Origin of the sequence: Amycolatopsis albidoflavus (genome assembly GCF_039525725.1) — a bacterium.
In the GTDB taxonomy this organism is placed as follows: Bacteria; Actinomycetota; Actinomycetes; order Mycobacteriales; family Pseudonocardiaceae; genus Amycolatopsis; species Amycolatopsis albidoflava.
The window spans coordinates 226,451-245,588 of the sequence record NZ_BAAAHV010000012.1 but is presented as its reverse complement, the minus strand read 5'-3'; the positions used below and the strand labels follow the sequence as shown (position 1 = coordinate 245,588).

At 71.0% G+C, this 19,138-nt stretch carries 19 protein-coding genes; 7 read left to right on the top strand and 12 right to left on the bottom strand.

Annotated elements, in window-relative coordinates:
• Positions 1–936: an AraC family transcriptional regulator gene (locus tag ABD156_RS19570; protein WP_344275192.1), complete on the bottom strand. Its 936-nt coding sequence runs from the start codon at positions 934–936 to the stop codon at positions 1–3.
• Between the two features lie 214 nt (positions 937–1,150).
• Positions 1,151–1,990, bottom strand: a complete 840-nt coding sequence (locus ABD156_RS19565) for an alpha/beta fold hydrolase (protein WP_344275189.1) — start codon at positions 1,988–1,990, stop codon at positions 1,151–1,153.
• A gap of 113 nt (positions 1,991–2,103) precedes the next feature.
• Here ABD156_RS19565 and ABD156_RS19560 point away from each other — a divergent pair, with 113 nt between their 5' ends.
• Positions 2,104–2,580: an anthrone oxygenase family protein gene (locus tag ABD156_RS19560; RefSeq protein ID WP_344275186.1), complete on the top strand. Its 477-nt coding sequence runs from the start codon at positions 2,104–2,106 to the stop codon at positions 2,578–2,580.
• An 18-nt stretch (positions 2,581–2,598) separates the two neighbouring features.
• Here ABD156_RS19560 and ABD156_RS19555 read toward each other — a convergent pair whose 3' ends face one another.
• The 5 genes from ABD156_RS19555 to ABD156_RS19535 all read right to left on the bottom strand — a co-directional run bounded on the left by ABD156_RS19555 (position 2,599) and on the right by ABD156_RS19535 (position 6,417).
• Positions 2,599–3,087: a GyrI-like domain-containing protein gene (locus ABD156_RS19555; RefSeq protein WP_344275183.1), complete on the bottom strand. Its 489-nt coding sequence runs from the start codon at positions 3,085–3,087 to the stop codon at positions 2,599–2,601.
• 29 nt (positions 3,088–3,116) lie between these two features.
• Positions 3,117–3,440: a YciI family protein gene (locus ABD156_RS19550; protein ID WP_344275181.1), complete on the bottom strand. Its 324-nt coding sequence runs from the start codon at positions 3,438–3,440 to the stop codon at positions 3,117–3,119.
• Positions 3,425–4,243: an alpha/beta fold hydrolase gene (locus tag ABD156_RS19545; protein WP_344275178.1), complete on the bottom strand. Its 819-nt coding sequence runs from the start codon at positions 4,241–4,243 to the stop codon at positions 3,425–3,427. The genes ABD156_RS19550 and ABD156_RS19545 overlap by 16 nt, the downstream gene beginning before the upstream one ends.
• Positions 4,240–5,580, bottom strand: coding sequence for an RNA polymerase sigma factor (locus tag ABD156_RS19540; protein ID WP_344275175.1), 1,341 nt, complete (start codon positions 5,578–5,580; stop codon positions 4,240–4,242). The genes ABD156_RS19545 and ABD156_RS19540 overlap by 4 nt, the downstream gene beginning before the upstream one ends.
• An 87-nt stretch (positions 5,581–5,667) precedes the next feature.
• On the bottom strand, positions 5,668–6,417 hold the full coding sequence (locus ABD156_RS19535; protein WP_344275172.1) for a TetR/AcrR family transcriptional regulator: 750 nt from the start codon (positions 6,415–6,417) through the stop codon (positions 5,668–5,670).
• 106 nt (positions 6,418–6,523) lie between these two features.
• Here ABD156_RS19535 and ABD156_RS19530 point away from each other — a divergent pair, with 106 nt between their 5' ends.
• From ABD156_RS19530 to ABD156_RS19520, 3 genes are all read left to right on the top strand, one after another.
• The gene (locus tag ABD156_RS19530; protein ID WP_344275169.1) at positions 6,524–8,992 is read left to right on the top strand and encodes an SNF2-related protein; all 2,469 of its coding nucleotides are present in this window, start codon (positions 6,524–6,526) and stop codon (positions 8,990–8,992) included.
• Positions 8,989–9,636 carry an SWIM zinc finger family protein gene (locus ABD156_RS19525; RefSeq protein ID WP_344275166.1) on the top strand — a complete coding sequence of 216 codons (648 nt, stop codon included), beginning with the start codon at positions 8,989–8,991 and terminating at the stop codon, positions 9,634–9,636. Before ABD156_RS19530 ends, ABD156_RS19525 begins: the two co-directional genes overlap by 4 nt.
• A 253-nt stretch (positions 9,637–9,889) precedes the next feature.
• A complete protein-coding gene (locus ABD156_RS19520) occupies positions 9,890–10,660 on the top strand; it encodes a PE-PPE domain-containing protein (RefSeq protein WP_344275163.1) in 771 nt (256 codons plus the stop codon).
• 58 nt (positions 10,661–10,718) lie between these two features.
• Here the strand turns inward: ABD156_RS19520 and rox are convergent, their stop codons facing one another.
• From rox to ABD156_RS19500, 4 genes are all read right to left on the bottom strand, one after another.
• Positions 10,719–12,146 carry a rifampin monooxygenase gene (rox, locus tag ABD156_RS19515; RefSeq protein WP_344275160.1) on the bottom strand — a complete coding sequence of 476 codons (1,428 nt, stop codon included), beginning with the start codon at positions 12,144–12,146 and terminating at the stop codon, positions 10,719–10,721.
• A 176-nt stretch (positions 12,147–12,322) separates the two neighbouring features.
• Positions 12,323–12,967, bottom strand: coding sequence for a class I SAM-dependent DNA methyltransferase (locus ABD156_RS19510; protein ID WP_344275157.1), 645 nt, complete (start codon positions 12,965–12,967; stop codon positions 12,323–12,325).
• A gap of 52 nt (positions 12,968–13,019) precedes the next feature.
• On the bottom strand, positions 13,020–14,636 hold the full coding sequence (locus tag ABD156_RS19505; protein ID WP_344275154.1) for an acyl-CoA dehydrogenase family protein: 1,617 nt from the start codon (positions 14,634–14,636) through the stop codon (positions 13,020–13,022).
• Entirely contained in the window at positions 14,620–15,225 is a 606-nt protein-coding gene (locus ABD156_RS19500; protein ID WP_344275151.1) for a TetR/AcrR family transcriptional regulator, read from the bottom strand. The genes ABD156_RS19505 and ABD156_RS19500 overlap by 17 nt, the downstream gene beginning before the upstream one ends.
• Before the next feature lie 125 nt (positions 15,226–15,350).
• On the opposite strand from ABD156_RS19500, the gene ABD156_RS19495 reads away from it, so the two are divergent.
• Complete coding sequence (locus ABD156_RS19495) at positions 15,351–16,310, top strand: EamA family transporter (RefSeq protein ID WP_344275148.1); 960 nt, start codon at positions 15,351–15,353, stop codon at positions 16,308–16,310.
• A 41-nt stretch (positions 16,311–16,351) separates the two neighbouring features.
• Positions 16,352–17,218, top strand: coding sequence for an LLM class flavin-dependent oxidoreductase (locus tag ABD156_RS19490; protein WP_344275145.1), 867 nt, complete (start codon positions 16,352–16,354; stop codon positions 17,216–17,218).
• On the opposite strand, the gene ABD156_RS19485 is transcribed toward ABD156_RS19490, so the two are convergent.
• On the bottom strand, positions 17,215–17,808 hold the full coding sequence (locus tag ABD156_RS19485) for a hypothetical protein (RefSeq protein ID WP_344275142.1): 594 nt from the start codon (positions 17,806–17,808) through the stop codon (positions 17,215–17,217). The two genes, ABD156_RS19490 and ABD156_RS19485, sit on opposite strands and share 4 nt — an antisense overlap.
• Positions 17,809–17,868: 60 nt before the next feature.
• Here ABD156_RS19485 and ABD156_RS19480 point away from each other — a divergent pair, with 60 nt between their 5' ends.
• Entirely contained in the window at positions 17,869–18,579 is a 711-nt protein-coding gene (locus ABD156_RS19480; protein ID WP_344275139.1) for an SDR family NAD(P)-dependent oxidoreductase, read from the top strand.
• Positions 18,580–19,138: the final 559 nt, after the last annotated feature.

Genomic DNA, 19,138 nt, shown 5'->3' with positions numbered 1-19,138 from the left:
TCAGGCGGGTTCGCGCAGGCGGTAGTGCTGCGGGCTGCGCCCGTACTCCCGTTTGAACGCGGTGCTCAGCGTGAAGGGGCTGCGGTAGCCGACCTGCCGGGCGATCGCGGTGAGCGTCGCGTCGGGTTGCTGTCGCAGGAGATCGGCGGCGAGGGCGAGCCGCCAGGTGGCGAGGTAGGTCATCGGCGGTTCGCCTACGGCGTCGGTGAACCGCCGGGCGAGCGCGGCGCGGGAAACGCCGGTCGCGCTGGCCAGACCGGCGACGGTCCACGGATGCTCGGGCTGGTCCTGCAGGAGACGCAGCGCGTGTCCGGCCACCGGGTCGCCGTGCGCGCGGTACCAGGCTGGCGCGGCCGGGCGGTCGAGCCATTCGCGCAGGACGCGGACGAGCAGGAGGTCCAGCAGCCGGTCGAGGACCGCTTCCTGCCCGGGGACGTCGCGCTCGATCTCGTCGGCGAGCATCGTGACGAGCGGATCGGGGCTGGTCCCGGCGCGTGCGGTGACGACGCCCGGCACCGCGGCGAGCAACCGTCGCGAGACCTCGCCGACGGTCGGGTAGGTCCCAGTGAGCAGCACCGTCGGACCGTCGGCGTCGCCGCCCCAGGTGCGGACGCCGAACTCGGTCAGGTCGGTGAGATGCCCGCCGTCCGGGGTGACGCACTCCTGCCCCGGACGGATCACCGCTTGCGGCGGCGTGCCCGGATCGTCGGCGACGAGATACGGCTCGGGTCCCCGGATGACGGCCACGTCGCCCGCGTCCAGGCGCACGGCTTCGGCGTTGTCGGGCGCCAGCCAGGCGTCGCCGCGCACCACGGCGAGCACGGTCAGCGGCGCTTCGTCCTCGATCCGCAGCGACCACGGCGGGCGCAGGACGGACCGGAGCAGGAACGCGCCGTGCGCACGGGGTCCCTCGAGCAACGCGGTGAGCGGGTCCACGAGGCTGAGAATAGCGCTGCGGCAAGGGAAAACTGGGCGGTTCGAGGGTTTCGGGCTGGCCGGGATCGCTGGGCAGCGCCGTGGAGTGAGATTGCCGCCGCGCGCAGTCCGCGGCCCGCCTTTCTGGGTGCGGCTCCGCATCGCCGTTGTGCGACAGCGCAACCGCCAACCAGCAACCCCGGGCGCTGGCACCGCACCGAACACCGGTGACCGCTCAGGCAGCGAGCATCGCTGCCGCGATCTTCTCGACGGCAGCGTCCGGAATCGCGCTCGCGGCATCCTCCACGACGACCAGCCGCGCGCCGGGGATCTCGCGGGCGAGGGCTTCCCCGTTGCCGACCGGGAAGAACGCGTCCCTCCGGCCGTGCAACACGACCGTCGGGATCGCGAGTTCCGGCAGGCGTTCGCGCCACCGCGGCGTGCAGTCGAGCTTGGAGAACACCATGCCCAGCTGATTCGCCAGCTGCACCGCCGATTCCGTGCTGGCCGCCCGGTCGAAAATGCGTTCAGCGACGGTTCGGGCCTCGTCGGGGTCGTTGCCGAGGATCTCGGCGCTGACGGCGGCGCGTTCGGCGACGGCGGCCCGGTCTGACCAGTCGGGCATCGGCAGCGCGAAGACCTTGTGCATGGTCTTCGCGTCGTGATCAGGCAGATCGGCGTCGACGGGGCCCGGCGCGACGGGGCGCGTTCCGTAGAGCGTCAGGGCGGAGAAGGCGGACGGGTGGTCGAGGGCGGCGACTTGGGCGACCATCCCGCTGACCCCGATCCCGGCCAGGTGCGCGGGACGGTCGTCGATTTCCCGGGCGAGAGCGTCGGCGTCGGCGGCGAGGTCGCGCAGCGTGTAGGCCGGGGCGTTCGGATCGAGGGTGGTCGAGGCGCCTGCGTCGCGGAGGTCGTAGCGCACGACGTGCCGTCCGCCGCTAGCGAGGGCTTCGCACAGGGCGTCCGGCCACGACAGCATCGTGGGGCCGCCGGCGAGCAGGACCAGCGGGTCGGCCGGGTCGCCGAAGTGCTCGGCGCCGAGCGTGACGCCGTTCGGAAGGGTGTGCTGCATGGGTGTCTCCTGCTGAGACGATCGCGCATGGTTCCGAGCGGATAAGCGATGGATCGTCTCGCGAGCTTTGGGTTGACTGGGGGCGTACTGGGGGACAAACGGAAGGCACGACGATGGTGATCGTTTCGAAGGCGGTTCTCGTGGCGGCAGTGGTCGCGGCGGGGCTGATCGCGGGGTTGTTCTACGCGTACACGGTGTCGGTGATGCCCGGCCTCGCCCAGGCCGACGACCACACGTTCGTGACCGCGATGCGCCGGATCAACGACGTCATCGTGAACGGCTGGTTCATGCTGTCGTTCCTGGGCGCGCCGCTGCTCGCGGTCGCGGCGGTGGTCCTGCACTTCACAAGCGGCGCGCGGGGCGGGTTGCCGTGGCTCATCGCGGGTGCGGTGCTTCTGGTGGCGACGGTGATCGTGACCGGCGCGATCAACGTGCCGATGAACAACGCCCTCGCCGTGGACTCGGTCGACTTCGCCGCGCTGCGGGCCCAGTTCGAGGAGCCGTGGGTGCGGTGGAACACGGTGCGGACGGTGGCGTCGGCGGCCGGGTTCGGGTGTCTCGTCGGCGCTTTGGTGACCCGGGGCGCCTGACCCCGGGCCACCGGCCGGTCAGTCCGCGAGCCGGAAGCAGAGGTCGGTGTCCCAGTTGTTCGGGTCCGGCTCCGCCTGCGGGTTGGTGCGGTAGATCTCGAGCCGGGCGGTCCAGTGCTCGCCGTCGGCCTCGACGGTGCGGTCCCAGCGCACGTCCTCCTTCTCGCCCCAGGCGAGCAGGTCCGCGGTGGCGGCGAAGAGCCCGTCCGGCGCGCCGTGGTGGGTGGCCTGGGCGTATTTCCCGGCCGGCAGGACGGCGTTGAAGTAGTCGTCGCCGAGGTCGACGGCGTCCGCGACCGGGACTCCGGCCTCGACGGTGACGGTCTGCATGTCCGTGCCGAGCACCAGGTAACGGAGGAACGGCGCGCAGGCGGGTTCGAGGCCGCGTTCGGCGAGCGCGCCGACGATCGCGGCGATCCGGTGCGCGACGGCGGCCATGCCGTCGAATCCGACCGTCGCGCGGTAGCCGACGTAGCGCTGCTCGTTTCTGTCCACAATGGCGGGCATGGGATTCCTTCCGGTTCAGGGGCCGCGCCTCAGCCGAGGAGCGGGCGTACTTCGATCGTTCCGTAGGTGGCGGCCGGATGCCGGGACGCGTGCTCGACGGCCTCGTCGAGGTCGGCGCATTCGAGCACGGCGTAGCCGCCGATCTGGTCCTTGGTCTCGGCGAACGGCCCGTCGCTGAGCAGGACGTCGCCGTCGCGCACGCGCACCGTGGTGGCTGTCGCGGGCGGGTGCAGGCCTCCGCCGCCGACGAGGATGCCGCGTTCCACCAGGTCCTCGGACCAGCCGCCGCAGCCGATCGCGAGCTGTTCCTCGGTGGGTGCTTCGGACCCGGCGATCATCAGGAGGTAGCGCATGAGTTCTCCTCGGTGAGAGTTTCGGCGAGGCGGGCGGCGAACGCCTCGGGTTCGACGGCGAAGCCGGCGTGGTCTCCCGGGAACCGGACAGGTTCGCTGCCCAGCGCGCGGGCGAGTCCGACGCCTGCCTCGTACGCCGGGGTCCCGATCGCGTCGCCCACTGCGACGACGATCCGGGTGTCCGCGGCGGCGAGTGCTTCGAGGTCGGGTTCCCAGGCGCCGATCGCGCCCATCAGCTTGCCGAAGAACACCTCGAAGTTGCCCCGCATCTGCTTGCCCTGCTCGATTTCCTCGGCGGTGGGGTGCTCCGGCGGCGGCGGGATCTCGAATCCGCTGGCGGCCATGAACGCACCGACGGCCGCGTCGATGCCCTGCTCCCGGTAGATCGCCGGGATGTCCGGGAAGTCGGCCAGCAGTTCGCCGAGATAGCGGCTGACGGGCGGTTCGTGCGCGACGAGCGTCCGCACCGCGCCGGGGTAGCGGGTGGCGTGTTCGAGCATGGTGATCGCACCGCCGCTGTTGGCCAGCACGGAGACCGGTCCGCCGTCCAGTTCGGTGAGCAGCCGCTGCACGTCCTCGGCGTGCTGGCCGACCAGGTCGTCGTCGAGTTCGGTGGTGCGGCTGCGCGAGATGCCGCGCGGGTCGAAGGTGACGACGGTGTAGCGGTCGGTGAGGAACGGGCGCAGGGCGGTGAACGCGGTGGCGTCCGCGGGTCCGCCGGGCACGAGGAGCAGCAGCGGTCCGGAGCCCGCGACGTCGTAGTGGAGTTCCGCGCCGGGCACTCGAAGGGTTTTCGTGATCATGGCTGTCCTTCCGGGGTCGGTTTGCCTTCCCGACGAACGGAGGAGACCGAGACAGACACCTCGGGCGAAGAAATTTCCGAAAGTCTTCTCCGGAGATAGCTGCGTTCGGCTCCGGTGCGGGCCAGCGCGAGCGCTTCGGTGTACGCGACCTGGGCTTCTTCGGCGCGGCCGAGGCGGCGGAGGAAGTCCGCGCGGGTGGCGGGCAGCAGGTGGTAGCCCGCCAGGTCTTCGGTGAGCCGGTCGGCGAGGGCGAGCCCGGCTTCCGGCCCGGCGGCCATCCCGACCGCGACCGCGCGGTTCAACTCGACCACCGGACCCGGCCGGAAACGCCGCAGTTCGAGGTAGAGCCCGGCGATCTGCGCCCAGTCGGTGTCCTCGGCGCGCGCGGCGGCGGCGTGACACGCGGCGATCGCGGCCTGCACCTGGTACGGCCCGGGACTGCGCCGCCGCAGCGCGCCTTCGAGCAGCGCGGTGCCCTCGGCGATCGCGGCGGTGTCCCACCTGCTCCGGTCTTGTTCGTCGAGCGGGATCAGTTCGCCGTCGGGCGTGTTTCGCGTGCTGCGGCGGGCGTGGTGCAGCAGAAGGAGCGCGAGGAGACCGGTGGCCTCGGGTTCGTCCGGCATCAGAGTGCACAGCAGCCGGGCCAGCCGGATGGCTTCGCCTGCCAGGTCGGGGCGCTGGAGATCGTCGCCCTCGCTGGCCGAGTAGCCCTCGTTGAACAACAGGTACAGCACGCCGAGCACCGCGGCGGTGCGCTCGGGCAGCAGGTGGGCGGGCGGCACCCGGTACGGGATCCCGGCGGCGCGGATTTTGCGTTTCACCCGGACGAGGCGCTGCGACATCGTCGATTCGGACACCAGGAACGCGCGGGCGATCTCCGCGGTGCTGAGCCCGACGAGCGTGCGCAGCGCGAGCGCGACCTGTGCTTCGAAGGCGAGCGCGGGGTGGCAGCAGGTGAAAATGAGCCGCAGCCGGTCGTCCTCCACTCCGCTGACTTCACTGGCTCCACGGACTCCGCTGGCTCCACTGTGGACAGTGATCGGTTCGTCCGGCACGGCCAGGCTCGCGACCTCCCTGAGCTTGTCCGCTCCCGCCGCCGCGCGCCGCAGCCGGTCGACCGCACGGTTGCGCGCGGCGGTGGTGAGCCACGCTCCGGGGCGGTCGGGAACGCCGTCGCGCGGCCAGGTCCGCACGGCGAGCGCGAACGCGTCCTGCGCGCATTCCTCGGCAAGGTCCCAGTCGCCGGTGACGCGGATGAGCGTGGCCACGACCGAGCCCCACTCGTCGCGGAACGCCTGCGCGACAGCGGCTTCGACCACGTCGTGCTCCCCGGTCACCGCACACTCCCTTCTCGGGCCGGCCGGCGAACCAGTTCCGCCGACACCCTCCGAACGGTAAACCGCGGCACCGACAATTTCCCGCGTTCAGGCTCCGGCGAGCTTCCCGATCCCGTCGAGGATGCGGCCGAGCCCGAACCGGAAATGGTGCTCGGGATCCGACGACCCGCCGTAGGTCTGCCCGGCGGTGGTGCCGACCCGGCTCGCGCGCGGGAAGTGCGCCGGGTCCGCCGCCGGGATCTCGGCCAGCACCGGCGCGGACCGGTTCCACCAGTCGACGTCGGTCATCCCGCTGCGCCGCGCGGCGCGGGTCGCGTCCACCGAACCGCGCGCCGCGCCCGCGACCAATCCGTTGAGCAGGCTGACGATCGCGTCGAGCTGGACGTCGTCGAGGTCGAGTTCGTCCATCGCGGCCAGTTCGCGCTCGTATTTGGCGAAGGTGTGCGGGCCCAGCGTCGGACGGCCGACGCGGATCTCCAGCAGCCACGGATGCCGGTGGTAGAGCCGCCAGAGGTCCTCGGCGACCGCGGCGAGCCCGGCCCGCCAGCCTTCCGGCAGCTCGCCGGGAAGTTCGCCGTGCGCGTGGTCGAGCATCAGCTCCAGCAGTTCCTCACGGCCGGGCACGTAGGTGTAGAGCGACATCGTCGCGACGCCCAGTTCGTCGGCGATCCGGCGCATGGTGACCGCGTCGAGCCCGTCCGCGTCCGCGACCCGCACCCCGGCCGCCACCACGTGCTCGACCGACAGCTTCGGTTTCGGGCCGCGGCGCGGGGGACCGGGCACGCCCCACAGCAGTTCGATGGTCCGCCGCGGATCGCCCGGCTCCTCGGTGTCCATTTCGCTCCTTGTACGCAGTACAGAGTTTTCCGGTAGACTATCCCGGACAGGCCAGCCAGGGGAGGGCGGAGCACTGAATTCAGCAGTGGTGGAGCCGGGCCGGATCGTGTTCTGGAGACCGGACGGCGCGGAGCCGGACGGTCCCGGGGCGCCCGGCACGGTCGATGTCGTGCAGCCGGACGGGGTGCGCACGGTGCCCGCGCTGCGGTTGCCGACCGCCGAGGCGGTTCCGGTGCTGCGCGCGCTCACGGATCCGTCCGCGCGGTTCTGGGCGCTGGCCGCCGAAGCCGCGGAACGACTCGCCTCGGCCGGGTGGACCGGACCGCTCGACCCGGCCGAGGAAACGTGGCTGCGGCGTCTTGCCGACGCGATGCCTCCGCACGCCCACGCGACGCCGATCCCCGGCGACCCGGCGCGGTTGCCGGAGCCGTATCCGCTGCTGATGCGGTTCCTCGGCGACGTCGCCGGAGTGGAGCCCGCGCTGCGCGTGTCGCTGCGGATCGAGTCCGACGATCTGGCGGGCGGCCGGTTCCGCGCGGTCGTCCAGGTGCACGGCGGGACCGAGCCCCTGGCCGACGCGGAAGAGCTGTGGCGCACCGGGAGCCAGGAGGCGCGGCACGAGGTGCTGCTGGCATTGCGGCACGGAGCGGAGGTGTGGCCCGCGCTGGCTCCGCTGCTGTCGGCGGCGGTTCCGTCGTCGGTCGCGTTGGGAGACCGCGAGATCGCCGAGCTGCTCGCCGGCGCGCTCGACGCCGCCGAATTGGCGGTGCACTGGCCCGCGGAGCTGACCGGGCTGGCCGCGCGCGCGGTCGTCCGGCCGGGCGACGCGCCGTCCGACGCACGGTCGTTCTTCGGCGGCGACCGGGTGCTGCAGTTCGACTGGCAGCTCGCACTGGGCGACAGCGAGCTGAGCGTCGCGGAACTAGACGCGCTCGCCGAGGCCCAGCGTCCGGTCGTCCGGCTGCGGGACCGGTGGGTGCTGCTGGACGGCAAGACCGCCGACCGTGCCCGGAATCGCACGCTCAAGCCGCTGACCGCGATCGAGGCGCTCGGCGTCGCGCTCACCGGCCGCACCGAGGTGGACGGCGACCTGGTCGACGTCCGCACCGACGGCTGGCTGGAAGACCTGCGCGCGCGGCTGTCGGCCGATCCCGAGCCGGTGCCGCAGCCGGCCGGGCTGGCCGCGGCCCTGCGCGACTACCAGCTGCGCGGCCTGCAGTGGCTCGACACGGTCACCGGGCTGGGTCTCGGCGGCTGTCTCGCCGACGACATGGGGCTGGGCAAAACCGTCACGCTCATCGCGCTGCACCTGCACCGCGGTGCCGGGCCGACGCTGGTCGTGTGCCCGGCTTCGCTGCTGGGCACGTGGGAAACCGAGATCCGCCGGTTCGCGCCCGGGGTCGCGGTGCGCCGGTTCCACGGCGCCTCGCGGTCGCTGCACGAGCTCGACGGCGGCTTCGTCCTCACCACCTACGGCACGCTGCGCGCCGACCCCGCGCCGCTGGCCGAGGTGGGCTGGGATCTGCTGGTCGCCGACGAGGCGCAGCACGTGAAGAACCACCGCTCGGACACGGCGAAAGCGTTGCGGCTGCTGCCTTCCGCGGCGAAGGTCGCGCTCACCGGCACGCCGGTGGAGAACACGCTCACCGAGCTGTGGGCGATCCTCGACTGGACCACGCCGGGTCTGCTCGGCCCGCTCGCCGATTTCCGCCGCCGCTGGGGGAAGCCGGTCGAATCCGGCGCCGACCCGGCGGTCGCCGAGCAGCTGTCCCGGCTGCTGCGGCCGTTCCTGTTGCGCCGCCGCAAATCCGACCCGGGCATCGCGCCCGAGCTGCCCGCCAAGACCGAGACCGACCGGCCGGTGTCGCTCACCACCGAGCAGGCGTCGCTGTACGAGGCCACCGTGCGCGAGCTGATGGCGGACATCTCCGCGAGCGACGGCATGGCCCGCCGCGGCCGGGTGGTCAAGCTCCTCACCGCGCTCAAGCAGATCTGCAACCACCCCGCGCAGTATCTCGGCGAGCCGGACGACAGCACGCTCGCCGGCCGGTCCGGGAAACTCGAGCTGCTCGACGAACTGCTCGACACGATCCTCTCCGAGGACGGCGCGGTGCTGGTGTTCACCCAGTACGTCGTGATGGCGCGGCTGCTGGAACGGCACCTCGCCGCGCGCGGCATCCCGTCGCAGCTGCTGCACGGCGGCACCCCGGTCGCGCGGCGCGAGGAGCTGGTCCGCGGCTTCCAGAACGGCGAGGTGCCGGTGTTCCTGTTGTCGCTCAAGGCCGCGGGCACCGGGCTGACCCTCACCCGCGCCGATCACGTCGTGCACTACGACCGGTGGTGGAACCCGGCGGTCGAGGACCAGGCGACCGACCGCGCGTACCGGATCGGGCAGACGCGGCCGGTGCAGGTCCACCGGCTGGTCGCGGAAGGCACGGTCGAGGACCGGATCGCGGTGATGCTGCGGGAGAAACGCGCCCTCGCCGACGCGGTGCTCGCCTCGGGCGAGGCCGCTCTCACCGAACTCACCGACGACGAACTGGCCGAGCTCGTGACCCTCCGGAGGCAGCGATGACCGACCGGGTCCGCGGATTCCCCGCGTTCCCCGCCCGCCCCGGCCGCGGCCCGTTCGCCCGCACCTGGTGGGGCCGCGCGTGGCTGCAGGCGATGGAGGACACCGCGCTCGACCTGCGGCAGCTGAAGAAGGGCCGAAGCTACGCCGCGGCGGGCCTGGTCGGCCCCATCACGGTGAGCCCGGGCCGCATCACCGCGACCACCGAGGACGCCGACGACGGCCCGTACCGCACCGGCGTGCACCTGGCCGAACTGTCCACAACGGACTGGGAGCTGCTGCTGGACCGCGCCGCCGACCATTCCGGGCACCTCGCCGCGCTGCTCGACCGGCACCTGCCGCCGGAGCTGGCCGAGGTCGTCCCGCTCCTGCCCGGCATCGGCGACCTCGACCCGGACTGCGACTGCCCCGGCTGGGAGCTCCCGTGCCGGCACGCCGCCGCGCTGTCGTTCCAGGTCGCGTGGCTGCTCGACGCCGACCCGTTCCTGCTGCTGCTCGCCCGGGGCCGGACCGAGCAGGAAATCCTCGACGAACTCGGCCACCGCACGGCGACCCGGGTCACGACGGGAGTGCTGGCCGCGGACGCGTATGCGCGGGAGGTGCCGCCGTTGCCGGATCTCGCCGAGTTCACGCCTCGCGTCCGCTGAAACACCCGTGGTCGCCGGACCGCCCCTGCACTAGGTTCCCCCTGCCCGTCGCGCACGCCGGGGCTGAGCCCGGCCCGCGGGTCACTCGATCCGGTGGACTCGTCCCCGGCTCCTGTGCCGCCTGACCAGCGGCTTCGGCGATCCGGGCAGCGCGCGGGGCGATCTTGCTTTCAGCAGGATTTCATGGGTTCTCCGTAGCTTTCCGAATGCGTTCAGTAACGCGCTGAACATTCGACGCGGAGGGGACCCGATTGTGAAGAAAGCCAGGAGGATCGCGCTGATCGGCGCTGTCGTCGCGACGCTCGGCGCGGGATTCGCCAGCGCGGCGCCGGCGTCCGCCGACGGCGCGCACTACTACATCCTGATCGGCGGCACCTGCGACGGAAAGGCGACGGTCTACAAGCCGGAGTGGCTGCGGGGCGGCATCGCGCGGGTCGTGGACTATCCCGCCGGAGCGGCGGGCGCGCCGAACTGCGACCCGACCCCGATGGACCAGAGCGTCGCGATCGGACACGACCGGGGCCGCCAGGTCGTCCAGGACGCCTACCGCGAGAACCCGAACGCCGAGTTCACCGTCGTCGGCTACTCCCAAGGCGCGATCGTGGCGAACATGGTGCTTAACGACATCGCCGACGGCCGGCTCGGCGTGGACAAGGCGAAGTTCAGCGCGAAGCTGTTCGCCGACCCGATGCAGCCGCCGGGCCCGGCCGGGACCGGGATCAGCTCGACGCTCCCGCCGGGCACCGGGCTGCCGTCGCCGTTCGGCGGCTACGTGTCGTTCGGCGCGGGCCGCCCGGACTTCGCCGGCGTCCGGTCCATCCGCTACTGCATCCAGACCGACGGCATCTGCGATTTCGACCCGATCCAGGCCGCGGGCGGCTATCTGGCCCAGCACTGGTGCTATCAGTGGCCGCGGCCCACGGACCACCGGTCGATCATGGAGGACACCATCGCGGACGGGGTCTACACCAACACGTCCGTGCGACTGGGCAAGCAGGACTGCTGGGGCGGTCCGCACCTCTGACCGCCGCCCGAGCGGGTTTCCCGGCACCCCCAGGGAAGCCGGGAAACCCGCTATGTCCTCATCGCCGCGGGCCGAACCAATGCAACAACCGCATCTCCAAATCCCGCTGATCTTCACCGGTCCAGACCACGTGCCCGTCCGGCCGCAGCAGCGCGGCCGGGACGTCGAGGTCTTCGCTCACGTCCACGACGCGGTCGACCCGGTCCGCCCAGCCTTCCGCCGACAGCTGCCCGTTCTGGTCCAGCAGCAGCCCGCGGCCCTGGTGCATCAGCTCGTACAGCCGTCCTCGCTTGAGCGCCAGGTCCGGCATCCGGCGCCCGAGCAGCCGGTGCCCGTCGCCGAAGTCGTAGCGGATGTCGAGCGCCAGCACCTTCTCCAGCAGCAGCCGGTTGACCTCTTCGAAGCCCATCAGCTCGGTCATCAGCCGCCGCATCGCCCGCCCGTCCGGATCGGGCGACATCACCACCGCCTGCGCGCGGACGTTGTCCAGCACGGCGTCCGCGACCGGATGCCGTTCGGCCTCGTAGGTGTCCAGCAGTCCCTCCGGAGCCCAGCCGTTGACCTCGGCGGCGAGTTTCCAGCCGAGGTTGAACGCGTCCTGGATCCCGAGGTTGAGCCCCTGCCCGCCCAGCGGCGGGTGGACGTGCGCCGCGTCGCCGGCCAGCAGCACCCGGCCGACGCGGTAGTGCTCGGCCTGCCGGGTCGCGTCCCCGAACCGCGAGAGCCAGCGAGGGGAGTGGACGCCGAAGTCCGTCCCGGCGTACTCCCGCAGCTGGTGTTTGACCTCGTCCAGCGTCGGCGTCCGCGCCTCCCGGTCCTCGACCACGCCGGCCGCGGGCACGACCACACGGAACATGCCGTCGCGCAGCGGCCCGACCCCGAACCACAACTGGGTCTTGCGGATTTCCATCACCAGCGCGGCGACTTCGGCGGGATCCGCGGTCGACTCCATCTCGCCCAGCAGAATCTCGCGCCGCGCGGGCTCGCCCGGGAACGCGACGCCGAGCGCCTTGCGCACCGTGCTCCGCCCGCCGTCGCAGCCGACGAGGTAGCGCGCCCGCAGTTCGCCGCCGTCGGCCAATGAGACCGTCACCCCGTCGTCGTCCTGGCTCAGCCCGACAACCTCGCATCCGCGCCGGATCTCCGCGCCCGCCTTCACCGCGTGCTCGGCCAGCAGCCGGTCGGTGATGGGCTGCGGAAGCCCCAGCACGTACGGATGCGAAGTGTCCAGCCGTTCCGGCGCGGGCCGCGGGATCCCGGCGAAGAAACCCCCGACCGGATGCGTCGAGCCCTCGGCGAGGAACGGCTCCAGCATCCCTCGCTGATCCAGCACCTCCATGCTGCGCGAGTGCATCCCCAGCGCGCGCACGTACTTCGGCGGCTCCGCCTCCTTCTCCAGCACGACCACGCGCACCCCGTGCAGCCGCAGCTCCGCGGCCAGCATCACGCCCGCCGGCCCGGCCCCCACCACGATCACGTCCGTCATGAACTTCTCGTCCCCTGTACCGGAGCCGGTTTCCGCCCGCGGTCTTTCCGCAGGCAGGGGCTCCGGCGGACGATTGTGGAGCACCACCCGGGCCTTGCCGCAAGCCCCGGGGTGCGCTATATGTTGAAGGGGACAGGGAGAAGTCCCTGCCCCCTTCCGTCCCCAGTGGACTTTCCTCAGCCCTCCTTGCGGGCCATCAAGTACGCCTGCTGAGTCGCTTCGAAGCTCGGTCCCGGCTCCCGCACCAGGCGCGCGTCCACCACGAACCCGGCGTCGGCGAGCAGCTGCGCGACGAAGTCCGGGTCGAGCCGGTACGCGTCGGCCGCGATGTCGTGCCCGTAGGCGTTCTCGATGCGGCGGCGATGGTTGTCGCCCACCTGGAACGCGGTCAACAGCCAGCCGCCGGGCCGCAGCACCCGCGCGAGTTCCTTGGCCACCACCGGAAGTTCCTCCGGCGGCGTGTGGATCAGCGAATACCACGCGAGCGCCCCGGCGAGCGAGCCGTCGGCGAGGTCGAGCGCGGCCAGCGAGCCGATTTCGAAGCGCAGGTGCGGATGCGTCCGGCGGGCGACCTCGACCATCGCGGGGGAGAGGTCGACGCCGAAAACGTCCAGCCCCAGCGAAGCGACGTACCCGGTGAGACGGCCGGGTCCGCAGCCAAGATCGCCCACCGGTCCCTCGCCGGTCAGCTCCGCGAACGCGCCGAGCATCGTCCGGTCCCACGTGCTCGACTCGAGGAAATCCTTCAGCATTTCGGCGTACGACTCGGCGACAGTGTCGTACGCGGTCCGCGTCTCGGTTACGTAAACAGGTTCGGTCACGGGCAGGGACAGTAGCCCGCGCCGCCGCGCCCTGTCCGGCGAAACACGCGGACTAGACGCGGGCGCGGGCGATGATCGCGGAAGTGTCGGTTCCAGCGGGCAAAGTGCCGAAAGCCAGGCCCCAGTCGCCGCCGAACCGCGTGCCGCAGAACGCGTCCGCCACCGCGCGCGGCGCGTGCCGCACGAGCAGCGAACCCTGCAGCACCAACGCCATCGACTCGACTACCCGGCGTGCCCTGAATTCCAGATCGTCCACATCGGACAGATCCTTCTTGAGCCGGTCGACCGCGTCGTCGAGGCGCGCGTCCCCGCCCGCGGCCTGTTCGACCTCGGCGAAGAACGCCGCCACCGACTCCGGCTGCCGTCCCATCGCGCGCAACGCGTCGAGCGCGGCGACGTTGCCCGAGCCCTCCCAGATGGACATCAGCGGAGCCTCGCGGTACAGCCGCGGCATGCCCGATTCCTCGACATACCCGTTGCCGCCAAAGCATTCCAGCGCCTCGGCCGCGTGCATCGGCGCACGTTTGCACACCCAGTACTTGGTCACCGCGAGCCCGAGACGGCGGAACGCCTGCTCCTGCTCGTCGTCGCGCCGGTCGCCCGCGGCCGCGAGCCGCATCGACGCCGCCACCGCCGCTTCCGCCTCGATCACCAGGTCGGCCAGCACATTCGCCATCAGCGGCTGATCCACGAGCGCCTTGCCGAACGCGTGCCGGTGTGTCGCGTGATGCACGGCGCGCACCGCGCCCAGCCGCATGCCCGACGAACTGCCGAGCGCGCAGTCGAGCCGGGTGTTGTTGACCATTTCGATGATCGTCCGGACCCCGCGGCCCTCTTCGCCGACGAGCCAGCACACCGCGTCGTCGTACTCGATCTCCGACGACGCGTTCGACCGGTTGCCGAGCTTGTCCTTCAAACGCTGCAACCGGATCGGGTTCCGGCTGCCGTCCGGGAGAACGCGGGGGAGCAGGAAGCACGACAGCCCGCCGGGGGCCTGCGCGAGCGTCAGGAACATGTCCGACATCGGCGCGCTCGTGAACCACTTGTGCCCGACCAGCCGGTAACTGCCGTCTCCCGCCGGCCGCGCCGCGGTGGTGTTCGCGCGGACGTCCGACCCGCCCTGCTTCTCGGTCATCGACATGCCCGCGATCAGGCCGCGCTTCGTGCTCGGCTCGCGCAACCCGAAGTCGTACTCGGTCGACGCCAGCAGCGGCTCGTACTTCTCGGTCAGCTCAGGATTGGCGCGCAACGCCGGAACCGCCGCGTACGTCATGGAAATCGGGCAGGTGTGCCCGGCCTCGGACTGGCTCCAGACATAGAATTTCGCCGCCCGCGCCGCGTGCGCCCCCGGCCGCTCGTCCCGCCACGGCGCGGCCTGCAGCCCGTGCGACACCGCGACGTTCATCAGGTCGTGCCAATGCGGATGGAACTCGACCTCGTCGATCCGGTGCCCGAAGCGGTCGTGCGTGCGCAGCACCGGCTCGTTCTCGTTGACCAGCCGGCTCCACTCCTGCACCTGCTCGCTGCCCGCCAGCCGCCCCAGTTCGTGCAACTCGTCGACGACCCACGACGCCTCCGTGCGCCCGACCGCCTCCGCCAGCGCCGGATCGGCGGCGACGTCGTGCTCCAGCGGCGGAACCTGATTGACGACCTCATGCGTTGCGGGCATCCGAACCTCCCAGTGACCGCACGACGAACGTGCTCAACTCGCTGACCTCCGCCGACCCGCCGCTGGTCAGCGGGCCGATCAAGACTTCCGCCGCGGCGCCGACCAACGCCGCCGCGCTCACCGCCGCGTCCTGCGCGGGCAACACCCCGGTCCGCACGCCTTCGGCGACATGCTCGGCCACGACATCCCGGAAGACCCGCCGGAACTCGAGCCGCTCCGCGTCGATCACCGCGTCCACCGGCTCCGCCAGCAGCGCATACGCCAGCCGCGGGGCTTTCAACGCCCGCACCGCGAACGTCTCGAACACAGCCACGACGCGGGCCACGGGATCGGCCGGTCCGGCCGCCGCCGAGCGCACCGCCTCGACCTCGCGCGAGACGACCTGCCGGAAGACACGCACGACCAGGTCGGCCTTGGTGGGGAAGTGCCGGTACACCGTGCCCACGGCAACGCCCGCCCGCTCGGCGACGGCGGCTACCGAGCAGCCTGAATAGCCGTGCTCGGCCAGCTGCCGCACAGTGGCGTCGAGGATGCTGTCCCGGAGCGCATCGAGACGCTCCTGGACCTTGGGCGTTCTGCGGTAGGCCACGGCAAGAAGTGAACCACCGATTCACAACTTGCGTCAACGGTCGCTTCTCTTATCGGCTTGTCAGGCCCTGGACACTTCCCTTGACCGCATCCGACGACTGCTTCGCAACCCTGGGGGACCCTGCCGTGCCCGAAACACCCCGAACTCGGCTAGCTCAAGGCCTCGTGCCCCTGACCGGCTTCGCATTCCTCACCGCCGCGCTCGACGTCTTCGCCGGCAACCAGCTTCAAGCACACGACCCCGCGACCGTCGCGGCCATTTCGTTCACGCTCGCCGCCGTGTTCTTCCTCGGCGGCGACATGATCAGGCGCGGCCCGGCGGCAGCGCTGCGACCGCTGCGGGACCACCGCTACGACGTCATCATGATCAACGTGACGACCGCCGTGACGTGGCTGTCGATGCTGTACGCGCTGAAATTCCTCGAACCGGCGATCGTGAACGTGGTGGGGCTCGCGCTCGGCCCGCTGCTGACCGTGCTGGTCAGCCCCGTGCTGCGGCCGGGGACGAAAGTGCTGCGCACCGAGGTCGTCGTCTCGCTGTTCATCGGCGTGATGATCGCGATGCTGGTCTGGGGATCGTTCACCGGGCACAGCGCGATGGGCGAACAGTCTGCCGCGGACACCGCGATCGGCATCGCGCTCACCCTCCTCACCGGACTGGGCTCGGTGACGAACGTGATCTACTCCAAACGGCTCAGCGAGGCGAACCTGAAACCGCAATCGGTGCTGGCGGTGCGGTTCTTCCTGATGCTGGCCGTGACCTGGACGCTGGTCGCGCTCAACGACCATCCCGGCGTAGGGACGGCATTCCTCCCGTCGCTGGTGATCGCGGTCGTCGGCGTCGCGGTGCCGCTGTACCTGCTGCAGGTCGGCATCAAACACACCGAGCCGATCACCGCGTCGGTCCTGCTCACGCTCTCGCCGCTGTTCGCGTTCTTCCTGCAGCTGCCCGACGCGCGGCTCAGCCCGTCGGCGATCACCTTCGCGGGCGTCGTGGGGATCGTCGCGCTCGTCGCGATCAGCACAGTGGCACGGGCCAAACACGACGCGGCCCGCACCTCGGAGGAAGCGGGCACCAGCGCATAATCGCTTGCCGCACCAGCCCGGTCGCCGGGACCATGCCTCGTATGCGCTTCTCGATCAACATCCCGAACTTCGGCGATTTCGCCGACACCCGGACCGTGGCGAGAGTGGCAGCAGCCGCCGAACAAGAAGGCTGGGACGCGCTGTTCCTCTGGGACCACGTCGTCCACGACAAGGACACCCGCCGCGGCCAGCCCTTCGGCGACCCCTGGATGCTGCTGACCGCGGCCGCGCTCGCGACCTCCACGCTCAAGATCGGCGCCCTGGTCACCGCCGTGCCCCGCCGCCGTCCCGAGCACCTCGCCCGCCAGGTCGCCACCCTTGACGCCCTCAGCGGCGGCCGCGTCATCTTCGGCGCCGGCCTCGGCGGACCGATCGAGGACGAATTCGGCAGCTTCGGCGAACCCACCGACCCGGTCGTCCTGGCCGAACATCTCGACGAAAGCCTCGGCCTGCTCGACCGATACTGGTCCGGCAGCCCCGTCAACCACGACGGCAAGCACTACCAAGTCCGCGACGTCACCCTCCTGCCCGCCACGGTCCAGCAGCCGCGCCCGCCGGTCTGGCTCGCCGCCGTCTGGCCCAACCGCCGGCCGGTCCGCCGCGCCGCCCGATGGGACGGCATCGCACCGCTGTTCAAAAACGCCACGCACGGCGTCGTCCCGGCAGCGGAAGACGTCCGCGATGTCGTTTCCTACGCCCGAAAACACGGCGCGGGGGAGAAGTTCGAATTCGTCGTCGGCGGCCGCACCCCAGGCGACCCGGCCCGGGCCCGCGACCTGATCGCCCCGCTCGCCGAAGCCGGCGCGACCTGGTGGGACGAACGGCAGCTGATCACCACCAGCGACCTCGACCGCCTCGAACCCACCCTGCGCCGCATCAGCCAAGGACCGCCCAGGGGAGTGAACTAGACCTCGACCGCCAGCACCCCGCTCAACCGCTCCGCCAACGGCCGCAGCGACTCGGCGGAGACGCCGTCTTTGAGGCCGGCAGCGGGAAGGAATCGAACGGTCGTCCCGGTAGTGCCATCCGCCGGCACCGCAACGAGATCGTCCGCCGGGACGCCGTGGCGATACCGCTGCGTCCACGCGCCCTCCGCACGGCGATTCGTGTGCACCAGCCACTCGCTCAACGCCGCGACCACCGACATCCCGTACCGCGGATGCCCGTCCGGGAGGGGAGTGGCAGGCGGAGAATCGAAGTACCGGAAGTCTTTCGTCGCCATCACCGGCTTCCGCACCGGCCGCCCGTCGTCGCCGACCGCCATCTGCGTCCCGCGACCGTCGTCCGAGACCGAAACCGAACCGTCCGGGTGAAATTCGACGACCGCCCGGCCCGCGCCCAGATCCTTGGCCTCGTCCGCGGCGTAAGCGAGCACCTCCAGAATCAAGTGACACATTCCGGTCGGCGCGTACCGATCCGGGTTCTCGCGGATCAGCCGCAGGTGCTCAGGATCATGATCACGGGACCAGTCGTGCGTCGTCGGCCGAGGCAGCGGCATGCACCCATTCTGCCACCGATTCTTGACCTGGTCCGCGCTCCAGCACCTACCTTCGCGGCCATGACCACAACGCTCATTACTGGTGCCACCAAAGGACTCGGCTACGAAACCGCCCGCCGCCTGGTGGCCGCCGGACACACCGTCTACCTCGGCGCGCGCGACGCCGCCCGAGGTCAACAGGCCGCGGAGGAACTCGGCGCACGGACCGTTCAGCTCGACGTCACCGACGAGGCGTCGGTCCTCGCCGCGGCCAAAACCGTCGAGGCTGACGGAGGACTGGACGTCCTCGTCAACAACGCGGGCATCGCCGTCGAACTGCGGAGCGACGGGGAGCCGGTCGGCGCACCGGAGGTGACTGCCGATCTGATGCGGGAAACGTTCGAGACCAACGTTTTCGGCGTCGTGCGGGTGCTTCACGCGTTTCTGCCGCTCCTGCGACGTTCGTCCGCGCCGGTGGTGGTGAACGTCAGCAGCGCGCTGGGGTCGCTCGGCAGGATGACGGACGAGACGACGCATCAGCACGCGTACCGCGGCGTGGCGTACCCGGCGTCGAAGGCCGCGGTGAACATGGTGACTGTGCAGTACGCGAAGGCGTTCCCGGAGATCCGGATCAACGCCGTCGAACCTGGCTACACGAGCACCGACATCAACGACCGCCGCGGCGGACAGCCGGTTGAGGTCGGTGCGGAGATCATCGTCCGGATGGCCCAGGTGGGGACGGACGGGCCCACCGGAACGTATTCCGACATCGACGGTCCGCTGGTGTGGTGACCGGTCTTGGCGGACGGGGCAGCGCGCCAAGACGCTTACTTGACATAATGTACATTATCGGCGTTTTGCTGACCTGCTGATCAGCGTGCTGAGGAGGGGTTTCTCCAGGGTTCCTGACGGCAGTCGCGCGAGTTATCTCTGTGCGCGTCCCTGGAGCGCTCCTGGTTCGCTGAGCATCGACTGACGCGTCTCTTCTCGTAGGTAGACGGCTGAGCCGAGCTCTCGGGAGTTCTCAGGTGTCGCCTCGGCGAAGAGACTGGAATCCCCGACGGGATAGACCCGCGTGGTCGTGCTTAATTCGTCACCGTGACGAATTAAGCACGACTGGCTGGACGTTGAGGTTGGAGCACAACAACTTTCTCCAATGCGCTGAGGCCGAGTCGGCGGCTTGAAGATCCACTCGACCAGATGAACGCGTCGCGGATCCAGTCCGTCGCCAGGCCGATTCACAGTGCTGACGCACGCATGACAGCGACTTTTCACGTCGCGCAGGGAGCATTCAGGCGCGAGAGGGTTGCTCGAAAGGCGCTGTCCCCCAAGGGGATCCGACCACTTCTCA

What these genes read in the sequence shown, in the direction of transcription:
- ABD156_RS19565 (WP_344275189.1), bottom strand. Translation starts at nt 1,990, where the DNA reads ATGCAGCACACCCTTCCGAACGGCGTCACGCTCGGCGCCGAGCACTTC.
- ABD156_RS19560 (WP_344275186.1), top strand. Translation starts at nt 2,104, where the DNA reads ATGGTGATCGTTTCGAAGGCGGTTCTCGTGGCGGCAGTGGTCGCGGCG.
- ABD156_RS19555 (WP_344275183.1), bottom strand. Translation starts at nt 3,087, where the DNA reads ATGCCCGCCATTGTGGACAGAAACGAGCAGCGCTACGTCGGCTACCGC.
- ABD156_RS19550 (WP_344275181.1), bottom strand. Translation starts at nt 3,440, where the DNA reads ATGCGCTACCTCCTGATGATCGCCGGGTCCGAAGCACCCACCGAGGAA.
- ABD156_RS19545 (WP_344275178.1), bottom strand. Translation starts at nt 4,243, where the DNA reads ATGATCACGAAAACCCTTCGAGTGCCCGGCGCGGAACTCCACTACGAC.
- ABD156_RS19535 (WP_344275172.1), bottom strand. Translation starts at nt 6,417, where the DNA reads ATGGACACCGAGGAGCCGGGCGATCCGCGGCGGACCATCGAACTGCTG.
- ABD156_RS19525 (WP_344275166.1), top strand. Translation starts at nt 8,989, where the DNA reads ATGACCGACCGGGTCCGCGGATTCCCCGCGTTCCCCGCCCGCCCCGGC.
- rox (WP_344275160.1), bottom strand. Translation starts at nt 12,146, where the DNA reads ATGACGGACGTGATCGTGGTGGGGGCCGGGCCGGCGGGCGTGATGCTG.
- ABD156_RS19505 (WP_344275154.1), bottom strand. Translation starts at nt 14,636, where the DNA reads ATGCCCGCAACGCATGAGGTCGTCAATCAGGTTCCGCCGCTGGAGCAC.
- ABD156_RS19490 (WP_344275145.1), top strand. Translation starts at nt 16,352, where the DNA reads ATGCGCTTCTCGATCAACATCCCGAACTTCGGCGATTTCGCCGACACC.
- ABD156_RS19485 (WP_344275142.1), bottom strand. Translation starts at nt 17,808, where the DNA reads ATGCCGCTGCCTCGGCCGACGACGCACGACTGGTCCCGTGATCATGAT.
- ABD156_RS19480 (WP_344275139.1), top strand. Translation starts at nt 17,869, where the DNA reads ATGACCACAACGCTCATTACTGGTGCCACCAAAGGACTCGGCTACGAA.